The organism is Pseudoalteromonas sp. SG41-1, assembly GCF_014164575.1.
Lineage (GTDB): Bacteria > Pseudomonadota > Gammaproteobacteria > Enterobacterales > Alteromonadaceae > Pseudoalteromonas > Pseudoalteromonas rhizosphaerae.
In genome coordinates this window covers 148922-160295 of record NZ_JACJFL010000005.1, presented here as the reverse complement: position 1 = coordinate 160295, position 11374 = coordinate 148922, and the positions used below count along the sequence as shown (strand labels likewise).

The window sequence follows — 11374 nt, the reverse complement described above, 5'->3', positions numbered from 1 at the left end:
ATGGTTTTGCCTCTATTGTTGGTGGCAAAACATTGGATGATAATACAACTCGATACGGGTACGACAACGACATTTCATTTAAAAATGAAAGCGTTTTTGCTTTACAATTATCGGCTGATTTACAAGATAAGCTCAGTGCAACTGCACAAATTGTAGCCCGTGGTAACAATAGCTTTGATGCCGAATTTGAATGGGCTTATTTAACATACGAATTTACCGATGAGCTGCAACTCAGTGCGGGTAAAATGCGTGTGCCTTTTTATCGCTACTCTGACTTCTTAGATGTTGGCTATGCTTATCGCTGGGTAAGACCACCGCAGTCTGTTTATAGTATTCCATTTTCTACCTATGAAGGCTTGAGCCTACTGCACACTTCACAAATAGGAGATTGGGATTCAACCTTACAAGTCATTTATGGTGGCTTTGATGGTGACATTGCAGCAGTTACAAACAATGATGAAGCCAAACTAAACGACATCGCAGGGGTTAACTGGACTCTATCGTATGATTGGTTTAGTGTTCGCGCTGCTTACTTAGTTGCTGAAACCTCTATTGATTTAAGCAATGGTGAAGCTGGCGGACAAGCTATTAATGGCCTTGAACAATTACTGCGCGACAACGGCCTAATAACTCAAGCTGATGATATTGCTATAAATGAAGATGACGGTACATTTATTGGTGTGGGTTTTTCGATTGACTATAACAACATATTATTTGATGCCGAATATACACAGTTTGAAGTTGAAAAAAGTATCTTAGCAAAACAATCACAATATTATGCGTCGATTGGTTATCGTATGGATGAGTGGATCGTTCATTTTACTTATGAAGATAATGACGACAAACATGACAAATCTCGCTTTGATCAATTAACCCAAGTGCCTCCTCTCAATAATGGGATTAATCAGGCACTCGATGGTGTTCGTGCACAAAGTAATGTATACACTATCGGAACTCGTTACGACTTTCACCCATCTGCGGCACTAAAAGTTGATTTTAGCCGTTTTAATGATGATATCTCAGATACTGAAACGGATGTTATTGCCGTTGCTGTTGATTTGGTTTTTTAAGGGGATGGTTATGAAAAAACTAATTTTAGCGGGCCTTATGTCTGCCTGTTCATTTAGTGCGTTTGCAGGCGTTACTGTGATAGTAAATACAGGTAATGCCAACGCGATAGACCAAGATGAAATCAAAAAAATCTACCTTGGCAAAAGCAAGTCATTCGCGGATGGTGTGAAAGTAAATCCAGTAAATCAAAACGGCAACAGTATTGCTGATGAATTCAATGACAAAGTGGTTGGTAAATCAAGTAGCCAACTTAATGCCTATTGGTCAAAATTGGTTTTTACTGGTAAAGGTACACCGCCAGAAAAACTAGATAATGACCAAGCGGTGATCGACTTTGTTTCGAGTAATGCCGATGCTATTGGCTATATTGATAGCAGTAAAGTGAGTGATGCAGTGAAAGTAATCGCAACTTTCTAGCTGTTATAACTTAAATAAAAAACGCCTTGTGGTATCTAACCACAAGGCGTTTTTTATTATAACTACAAGGTTATTCGACTTTAAATTTAGCCGTCGCATCCAATAGATTATCAGACAAGTAATGTAAGTTCTTCGCCACATCACGAACTGCAGTAAGCGAAGCCATAGTATCTTCGAATGATGTATGCATATTAGATACATTTTCGACCACCATTGCCGCAACTGATGTTTGCTCTTCAGTGGCTGCTGCAATTTGTGAGTTCATACCATTAATTTCAAGCATTTGCTCTGCAATTTTTTCAATTGAAATACCTGTATTTTCTGCAGCTGTTGCATTATTACTGGCCATATCACGCGCCGATGTCATAGCGCTAACCGACTCGTTTGCAGCACTGGTTAAAGTGTTTAATAATTCACGAATTTCATTGGTTGATTTAGCCGTACGCGATGCCAACTCTCTGACTTCATCAGCAACCACAGCGAAACCACGTCCTTGTTCACCCGCTCGCGCAGCTTCTATAGCAGCATTAAGTGCTAACAAGTTGGTTTGCTCTGCAATCGAAGTGATCACATTAAGTATCTGAGTTACATTTTTTGTATCATCCGCTAGCTTGTTAATTGTCGAAGCGGCACGATTAATTTCAGCGCTTAACGTCTGAGATTCAGTGACCGATGTTCGGATCTGTGAACGGCTTTGTTCCACTTCTTGCTCAGCCGTTTGCGCTGCACGTGAGGCACTTGCTGCCGAATGTGAAATGTCTCCTACACTTTGCTTCATTTCTTCCATCGACTGTTTAACTATTTCAGCATCTGCGGTTTGCTTGCTGGTCGCATTTTCTGCTTGTTCCATGCCTTGCACTAAGCGCGTTGAGTTTTCCATCAAGGGTTCACACACCGCCATTACTTCGAGTACCGACTCTCTTAACAAGGCTATAAATGTATTGAAGTTAATTGCAACTTGGCCGATTTCATCTTCACTACGAACTGTAAGCTGCGTGCTAAGAGAGCCTTTCCCCTCACCTAATAAGCGTAAATTGCCAGCCGCATCACTGGCGGCGGCAGCAATTCCACGAGCAATCCAAATAGCCATAAATAATAGTAATAACAATGATACAGATGACACAACCAGCATTAACGTTAATGCATGATCAGAGCGTGACTTGGTATTTTTTACCAACTCAAAAAAGCGCGCATCGGCACGTTGCTGAGCAGCTTTAAGACTTTGCAACACCGAGTTATACATATTGGTTTTAGATTGTGCTTGCTGCTGGATTTTACTAAAATCAGCAGTTCCACTGATCATATCGTTAGCAATTTTTGTTGATATAGCAGCGTATTCGGTTAACTGTGTGCGTGTTTGCCTATCAATGTAGGTACTATTAATATTATTTATTGCGTCAAGATTCTCAGTTAATGCTGTCAGCGTCTCTTTTGCTTTATCAACAATATCTTGTTCGCCAAATGTAACTGCTTGTGTATAAAGCTCATCTAATTTTTCAAGTAACCCGACGTTCGCTGATGTTAGTTTTACCACTTGATAAGATGTTTTTTCAAGTTCGTCTAATGAGCCCCGATTGTCCACCATCGAAATATAATTGATTAATACAATAACCACAAAAGCGATAACAGCAATACTCGTGATAGCGTGAATTTTTTTACTTATGCTTAGGTCCTGAAAAGACAAACTTGAAGCCATGCGATCTACCTTATTATTTAACTATGTGTATTATCGGCCTATTAGTTATAAGTGTTAACTATATTTTTAATTTATCTAGCTTTATTGCCATAAAAGTTCACAAAAGGCACAAAAAATAAATCAATCGCCCGATAAAAACTAGATAATTAGAGCAATCTGTTGTTTTTGTGCTTGCAAGGTTATTATTTGAGCACACAATCACTAACTAATATTAACAATATATACTCTCTTTATTTCAATATAGCAGAACTTATCGTTAAAAGAGCTGAAATATGGCTACACTATGCTGGAAATATCAACAAATATTACATCACCTTGACTATAAAAAACGTGTTACTCAATAACTCAACAAATTAAGATGCGAAATACGCAAATATCTTAGTTCTAACTTCATTTTGAGTTACAAGGCTTAATAGATTATTTAATCAGCATTCAAGTTAAGTAATTCATAACCTGCCAGTACATCGCTTAGCTCTGCATCAATAGAGCTTTGCCTTAGCACATGAAACTCTTTACCGAGATTGTCTAATAATTCTTCTATGTTTTTTTCTGCACGCTGCATCGCCGCAAGCCGGCTAGCATTTTCACTGGCCAACGACTCGGCACAGGCGCGATAAAGCGAAATAAATATGTATTCGCGGATCAATGCCCGTAGTGTCATATCATTACTACCTAAAATTTCGGGTAATCGTTTTGTCGGCCAAGGGATTTGTGCTAGCTCTCGTTGCCATTTTTGATCAAGCGGCAGTAATCGTTGTGATATTGGCTGATATTGAGCGCCCGATTGCATCTGATTATAAAATACATAAACACGGGCAGCGCTTGCATTAGCAAGGTGTGTTTCGCTATCAATTTGAATTTGCCCAACCAATGCGGTGATCTCATTTATGCTAGTGGGCACCGTAAAACTTTTTTCCATAGATAAACCGGCATCGGCGAGTCGTGAGTAGACTCGCTCACCCACCGCCCACACTTGCAGTTGTGTGGTCTGAGATTGCGCGCCTAAATCGGCCAGTGCTTTAATTGCAAAGTCAGCAATATCTTCATTGAACTGCCCAACTAAACCTTGATCGGAGCCAAACACAATAGCACTGACTATATTATCGCCCTGCTTATCTGTATTCGATATTGCATCCACTGCAGGTAAATTAACATCAACCGCCTGTATCGTAGCGCTTAATCCTAATTCTACCGTTCGATAGTAATCAGTTAATGAGCTGACCGATTTTTCGTATTGACTAATACTCGATGCGGCAAGCGCCTTCATCGTCCGCACAACTCCTTTTAAATCGCTGGCACTGTCGATTTTATGACGCAAATTAGCAGCGGTATTACTCATGGTTGTTCAGAGCCGTCAGCCAGCAATGGCGCATTACTATCTTCAATACTCGCCAGCGCTTGTTTTGATAGGGCAATGATATTTTGATGATCCTCGTCACTTAATGATCCTGAGGTTGCTAATCGCGTTGATAATTCAGCAGGCAAACGATTGATAATACCTCGTAAAGCATTTTTTGCTGCAGTCATTTTTGCTAATGCAATGGTATCAAATAGGCCCGAAGTCAAAGCAAGTAATAATATGATTTGTTCAGCGACTGGAAGCGGAGATGATTCTGGCTGGCGTAAACTGGCGCGAATACGGCGGCCATGTTCAATTGATTTTGCGGTATCTTGATCTAAACGCGCACCAAAGCGAGCAAATGTTTCTAGCTCTTCAAATTATGCATAAGTCAATTTTAGGTCACCCGCTACAGCCCGAAACGCTGCCAGTTGAGCTTTGCCGCCAACACGCGAAACAGATTTACCAACATCAACAGCGGGTAAAACACCCAATTCAAATAACGATGGGGATAAATATATTTGCCCATCGGTGATCGAAATTAAGTTGGTGGGTATGTAAGCTGAGATATTTTGTGCTTCTGTTTCAATAATAGGCAGTGCAGTAAGTGAGCCACCGCCAAGTGCTTTATTTAATTGAGTGGCGCGCTCAAGTAAACGTGAGTGAATATAAAAAATGTCGCCAGGAAATGCTTCACGCCCAGGTGGACGACGAAGCAGCAACGACAGTTCACGGTATGCGCGCGCATGTTTGGTTAAATCATCAAAAACAATCAGTACATCTTGCCCCTGTTGCATATAATATTCCGCGATACTCATCGCTGCATACGGGGCAATGTACTGTAAGCCCGCCGGTTCATTGCCTTCGGTAACCACCACCACAGTATAAGCCATTGCGCCTTGTTCACGTAATGTCGCCACAGCCTTTGCCACACTCGAATCCCGTTGCCCTATCGCGCAATAAACACAGAGCACATTTTTATCGTGTTGATTGAGAATAGTGTCGATGGCAATCGCGGTTTTTCCGGTCTGTCGATCACCCAGAATAAGCTCCCGTTGCCCTCGTCCTATTGGGATCAAGGCATCAATAACAATCAACCCCGTTTGTAACGGCACTGTCACCGCAGCGCGATCCATTATCGCCGTTGCCGTGCGTTCGATTGGTAAATGCTGCGTGGCTTGAATAGGCAACCCATCATCTAGCACCTGACCAAGAGGATTAATAACGCGCCCCAATAACTCATTACCCACAGCGATATCCATAACATGACCGCTGCGTCGAACCTCATCACCAGCTTGTAAATGTGCGTAATCGCCAAGTAATACCACGCCTAACTCATCTATATCGACATTGAAAACGATACCTCGCACATTGCCAGCAAAGATCAACATCTCTTCAAAACCGGCACTGGGTAATCCTGATACTTTGGCAATACCGGTTGCATTATTGGTAATTATACCCACCTCATACGATTTCATTTGAGGCGAAAATGCCTTACGAGCTTTTTCGATTCGAGAGAATGAGTTGTCGAAAATATTATCGAGTGTTTCGCTATGATAGGCTGTTGTTGCTTGGCGAATTAAAGCCGAAGATTGGCTGCTATTAGTTGTATTAGTTGTATTAGTTGCATCACTCATGGTGGTTTTCAATGTTAGTAATGGGTTTGCTAGTAAGCACTTTACCTTTATCTTGCTCTTGGTCAGGCAGCTCATCGTTTGGTTTATTATCACTACTGCGCTTGGTTTTGTTGTCAGCTGCTCCCTGCTCAACAGCTTTGCCATTTTGTTTTAGCAGCGCCACAACGTCTTGTTCAAGCGACTGCAGGTAGTAAGCAATATTCCAGCCTAATTTTTGGCCATTAGTACTCAACTCAATACCACTGATAAGCTCTGCTGAGGTGGCAAACTCTAAGTCAATGTCAGCGCCAAATGTTGCTTTAATCGCTTTATCAATAGCAGCGCGCTCTATATCAGGCAACTCAAATGCACTCGTTAATAATGCCGGTTTTTTGCTGGCTTTGAGTGCTTTTACTAGCGTCGTTTTTGCCGCTGGCTGCAACTCACTTAATTGCGCTATAAATACCTGAGTGACTTGCTGCTCTAAACTTGCGCTTGCAAGGTCGTGTAAGGTTTTGCGGGTGATAGCAAGTACTTCATCGCTGGTTTTACGCCTCAGTATATTGGTCAGATGTTCAGCATCTGCGGCCATTATTGCTTGATGTTTATCATGTAATGCAGCAACGTCTTGTTGTGCCTGAGCCAGTAACTGCTGTCGTTTTGCATCAGCATCATCTTTTGCTTGCTGTAATAACGTGTCACGCGCTTGAGCAAATTGGTTATTTTTATCTTCAAATATAGCTCGCTCAGCGCTGGCCTGTTGCTGTTTAGCCGCAGCAGCATCGAGCTCATCGGCAATGCGTTGCTCACGGTCGTCAATAGCATGCAAAATAGGTTGGTAAAGATAACGTTTTAACAACCATACCAAGATCAAAAAATTAACAGCCTGTGCTGCTACAGTGAACCAGTCAATTAACATGGCTTACAATCCTGTGGCTTGCGCGATGGCATAATTCCAAAACGGGTTTGCAAAAAGTAAGATCATCGATACCACAAAACAATAAATCGCTGTGGATTCAACCATCGCCAGACCAACAAACAAAGTGCGCGTGATGGTCGTTGAAGCATCAGGCTGTTGAGCTAAGGCACTCAGTGCAGCAGCTACTGCACGTCCTTCGCCAAGAGCCGGACCTATACACCCAATACTGGTAGTGATGCCCGAAATAATTATCGAGGCGATTGCAATCATTGTCATACTGTCCATGTGATCTCCAAAATCTTTCATTGTTAAAGTAAGCAAAAATGTAATGTTAAGATTAATTGATGTTCATTATTGTGGCATTCACTTGCTGTCTGATCTGTTATCCGGTTGGCTAGTTTGTGTTGCGGCCGCAATATAGACAGCTGCAAGAATAGTAAAAATATAGGCTTGCACTATGCCAGTTAGTAGCCCTAGTGCCGTCATCACGATAGGGAAAATAAAAGGGGTGATGGTCAACAAAATACCAATAGTCATCGCACCACTCATCATGTTGCCAAACAAGCGCACAGCCAACGCCAATGTGCGTGACAATTCACTAATGATATTAAATGGCAACATAATCATAGTCGGCGCCATATAAGATTTGAGATAGTTAACAACGCCCTGCTGTGCAATGCCAAACATTGGCACCGCGATAAATACACTAAGTGCCGCTGTCGTTGATAGTGACGCTGTGGGCGGCTCATAGCCGGGAACAATAGTGAAGATACTTGCACTAACCAAAAATAAAAATAAGGTACCAAGAAAATAGAGGTATTTTTTCGCCTGTTGCAAACCAACTTCTTCTATTTGCGTTTCAATCCCCGTGACTATAATTTCTAAAAAATTTTGCCAGCGCGAACGTTGCAAGTTAGTTGATATATTTCGAGTGATCAGCATAGAGCCAAGGGTCAACAGCAGCATCAGTGCCCATGTAAAAGCAATGGTTGCATTAATTTTCACAAAGCCAAGCTGCCAATAAATCACTACATCGGGACTAAGGTGCATGTTGCGATCCTTCATGTGGATTAAGCTGCTCAATAACGGCTACTTGCTGTACTGGTGTATCCAATTTAGCTGTCATTTTCGTAACCACGCGGGCTGTGATAAGTCGTGCGCAAATAAATCCAAACAAACTTTATCGCTTCATCAGCAATATTGAGTGTTTCGCCAAACAACAGCTCTACTGGCGTGCAATTTTCAACAAACCATTGGTATTCGAGTCTAGGTAAATAGTTTAATAAATGATTGCTTACAACTGGTAAGCTGCACGTTGCAGTCACTCAGGCCTCCAATGGATAAATCCATATATCAAAGAACGTAATAGTTATTGATAACTTGGACTAACCGTCGTTTTTCGTCTGTGCGCTACAGCGCTATACTTGAGGTGATGCTAATTTTAATACCAATCGACTTAAATATTTAATCATTCTAGCGCGCTAAATAAAGCGCTAACTGCGTTAGTAACTTAACACGATTGGTATAATAAACAGGAGGAGCTAACCGAGGTGAGAGTCTGTGCTAATTGCAGACCACGAAAAGCAAAAAACCAGTAACATCGCTGTTACTGGTTCTTTAAAGATGGTGCGGTTGGGGGGACTTGAACCCCCACGCCCGAAAGCACTACCCCCTCAAGGTAGCGTGTCTACCAATTCCACCACAACCGCATTGTTAAAGCTTTCGCTTTAGGTGTTAAACATATGATTTATTTGAGGATGATAAATCGTTTAACGATACTTTTAATAAGTATTAATTTGGTACGTCAGATTTCTCTTTCGTTGATGTTACTGGAACATCATCAGCTGCAGGAGCAATTGTTTCAACTGCTGGTGCTGCTTCTAGGTTTTCCCACTCATCAGTCTTTTTGATCTGACCTGCAGTTAAGTTACCTAGTACAATACTTAGCACAAAGAAAACACTGGCTAAGATTGTAGTTGTTTTTGTCATAAAGTTACCTGCACCTGACGAACCGAAAACGGTTGCAGAGGCACCAGCACCAAATGATGAACCCATGTCCGCGCCTTTACCTTGTTGAATTAAAACCATACCAACAAGCGCTAAAGCAACAACTAAATAAACTACTAATAAAATTTCGTACATCTTATACGGTCCCTTTTGCACTTTCGCAGATTGCAGTAAATAACTCTGCTTTTAGACTAGCGCCACCAATCAGGCCGCCGTCTATATCTGGTTGTGCAAATAATAATTCGCTATTTTTTTCATTTACGCTGCCACCATAAAGAATGGTCAGCCCTTGTGCTAAATCACTACTGTTAGCAGCAATTTTATCACGGATAAATTTGTGCACATGTTGTGCTTGTTCAGGCGATGCAGTCTTACCTGTGCCAATGGCCCAAACGGGCTCGTATGCTATCACAGAATCTTTCAGTGCTGCTAGACCTAATTTATCAATTACTGCATCAATTTGTGCAGCAACGACTAATTCAGTTTGACCTTGTTCGCGTTGCTGTTCACTTTCACCAACACATAAGATAGGTGTTAAACCCACTTGTTGTGCACGAGCAAACTTAGCTGCAACAGTGTCATTGCTTTCGCCGTAGATACTACGACGTTCAGAGTGACCAACTAACGTATATTGGCAACCTAAATCTTTAATTAATTGCGCATCAACTTCACCAGTAAATGCACCCGGTTCATTTTCAGAAACCGTTTGTGCCCCAGTTGTTACACCTGTTGCTGTTAGCATAGGTAACAATGGGTAAGGTGGAAATACCACAACGTCTATCTGATCTGATTTTACGTTGTTGATAGCGTCAGATAATTGCTGTACTAACTCTTTCGAGCCGTTCATTTTCCAATTGCCTGCGACCATTGGCTTGCGTGTTGCCATTTTTCCACTCCACATTAGAAAGCGGGCGAGATAGTAACTCGACTCGCCCAAAGTTACAAGAGGTTATTGTTCTTAATCAGTTTGTTTGCTCATAGATTCGACAACTGCAGCAATTTTTTGTGCACTATCAAGGACTATTTTCTCTTCTTCGGCTTCTACCATCACGCGAACAACCGGCTCAGTGCCAGATTTACGTAATAACACACGGCCTTTACCAGCAAGTTGTTTTTCAACATCAGCAACCGCAGCAATAACCTCTGGTGCAAGTGTTGGATCTGTGCCCGCTTTATAGCGCACATTAATCATCTTCATCGGGTATTTAACAAACCCTGCGCCAAGATCTTTTAGCGTACGATTTTGCGCCACCATAGCAGCCAAAACTTGTAGGCTTGAAATGATGCCATCACCGGTGCTGATCAAATCCAGATTCAATACATGCCCTGAGCTTTCACCGCCGATTTTCCAGCCTTTTTCTTGTAGTAATTCCATTACATAACGGTCACCCACTTTACTGCGAGCAAACTCAATACCTTTCGCTTTAAGCGCGTTTTCAAGACCCATATTAGACATTACCGTGCCAACAACACCGCCGCCTAACATGTCATCATTGGCAGCTTGGCAGGCAATAATGTAAACAATATCATCACCATCAAATACACGGCCATTGTGATCAACCATCATTACACGGTCGCCATCACCATCATAGGCAATGCCAACATCAGCATTATGTTCTAATACTTTGCGTTTTAATGCATCAACATGGGTAGCACCGCATTCTAGGTTGATGTTTACACCATTTGGCTCGCAAGCATGGCTGATTATCTGCGCGCCTAATTCTCGCATTACTGATGGTGCGATATGATAAGTTGCACCATTGGCACAATCTAATACAATCTTTAAACCTTCTAACGACAGGCCTTGTGGGAATTGGCTTTTACAAAACTCAATATAACGGCCATCAGCGCTTTCTAAACGGCGGGCTTTACCTAGCTTATCAGATGCTACACAGGTCATTGGTTCATCAAGCATTGCTTCAATTTGTAGCTCTACTTCATCAGCTAACTTCAAACCTCGGCCACAAAAAAACTTAATGCCGTTGTCATGATATGGGTTATGAGATGCACTGATCACAATTCCAGCTTCAGCACGAAATGTTTGCGTTAAATACGCAACGGCTGGCGTCGGCATCGGGCCAAGTAACACCACATCGATACCTGCGGCGATCAAACCTGCTTCAAGTGATGTCTCTAACATATAACCAGAAATGCGAGTATCTTTACCAATAATGACTTTCTTAGTGCCATTTTTTGATAGTACCTTGCCTGCAGCCCAACCTAATTTAAGTGCAAATTCTGGTGTAATTGGGTATTCACCCACCATGCCACGTACACCATCGGTGCCAAAATACTTTCTTTCTTTCATT

Annotated in this window: 11 protein-coding genes, 1 tRNA gene and 1 pseudogene; 2 read left to right on the top strand and 11 right to left on the bottom strand. The window is 41.9% G+C overall.

Annotated elements, in window-relative coordinates; all coding sequences use genetic code 11:
• On the top strand, positions 1-1070 hold a 1070-nt coding region (locus H5203_RS05970; RefSeq protein ID WP_182819477.1), incomplete at its 5' end, for a porin.
• A 10-nt stretch (positions 1071-1080) separates the two neighbouring features.
• Positions 1081-1488 (top strand): phosphate ABC transporter substrate-binding protein, encoded by a 408-nt coding sequence (locus H5203_RS05965; RefSeq protein WP_145242880.1) that lies wholly within the window; start codon positions 1081-1083, stop codon positions 1486-1488.
• A 70-nt stretch (positions 1489-1558) separates the two neighbouring features.
• Here the strand turns inward: H5203_RS05965 and H5203_RS05960 are convergent, their stop codons facing one another.
• The 11 genes and pseudogenes from H5203_RS05960 to glmM all read right to left on the bottom strand — a co-directional run bounded on the left by H5203_RS05960 (position 1559) and on the right by glmM (position 11373).
• The gene (locus tag H5203_RS05960) at positions 1559-3184 is read right to left on the bottom strand and encodes a methyl-accepting chemotaxis protein (RefSeq protein ID WP_182731043.1); all 1626 of its coding nucleotides are present in this window, start codon (positions 3182-3184) and stop codon (positions 1559-1561) included.
• A gap of 421 nt (positions 3185-3605) precedes the next feature.
• Positions 3606-4523 (bottom strand): F0F1 ATP synthase subunit gamma, encoded by a 918-nt coding sequence (locus H5203_RS05955; protein ID WP_182819476.1) that lies wholly within the window; start codon positions 4521-4523, stop codon positions 3606-3608.
• A pseudogene (locus H5203_RS05950) lies at positions 4520-6001 on the bottom strand (alternate F1F0 ATPase, F1 subunit alpha). Before H5203_RS05950 ends, H5203_RS05955 begins: the two are co-directional and overlap by 4 nt.
• Positions 6002-6152: 151 nt before the next feature.
• On the bottom strand, positions 6153-7058 hold the full coding sequence (locus H5203_RS05945) for a F0F1 ATP synthase subunit B (protein ID WP_182819475.1): 906 nt from the start codon (positions 7056-7058) through the stop codon (positions 6153-6155).
• A gap of 3 nt (positions 7059-7061) precedes the next feature.
• The gene (locus tag H5203_RS05940; RefSeq protein ID WP_145242870.1) at positions 7062-7343 is read right to left on the bottom strand and encodes a F0F1 ATP synthase subunit C; all 282 of its coding nucleotides are present in this window, start codon (positions 7341-7343) and stop codon (positions 7062-7064) included.
• A 78-nt stretch (positions 7344-7421) separates the two neighbouring features.
• Positions 7422-8108, bottom strand: coding sequence for a F0F1 ATP synthase subunit A (locus tag H5203_RS05935; RefSeq protein ID WP_182819474.1), 687 nt, complete (start codon positions 8106-8108; stop codon positions 7422-7424).
• Positions 8109-8173: 65 nt separating this feature from the next.
• Positions 8174-8383: a hypothetical protein gene (locus H5203_RS05930; protein ID WP_182819473.1), complete on the bottom strand. Its 210-nt coding sequence runs from the start codon at positions 8381-8383 to the stop codon at positions 8174-8176.
• A 299-nt stretch (positions 8384-8682) separates the two neighbouring features.
• Positions 8683-8767, bottom strand: a tRNA-Leu gene (locus H5203_RS05925).
• Positions 8768-8849: 82 nt separating this feature from the next.
• Positions 8850-9200, bottom strand: coding sequence for a preprotein translocase subunit SecG (gene secG / locus H5203_RS05920; RefSeq protein ID WP_169019853.1), 351 nt, complete (start codon positions 9198-9200; stop codon positions 8850-8852).
• 1 nt (position 9201) lies between these two features.
• Positions 9202-9951: a triose-phosphate isomerase gene (tpiA, locus tag H5203_RS05915; protein ID WP_182819472.1), complete on the bottom strand. Its 750-nt coding sequence runs from the start codon at positions 9949-9951 to the stop codon at positions 9202-9204.
• Between the two features lie 72 nt (positions 9952-10023).
• On the bottom strand, positions 10024-11373 hold the full coding sequence (gene glmM / locus H5203_RS05910) for a phosphoglucosamine mutase (protein WP_145239192.1): 1350 nt from the start codon (positions 11371-11373) through the stop codon (positions 10024-10026).
• Position 11374: the final 1 nt, after the last annotated feature.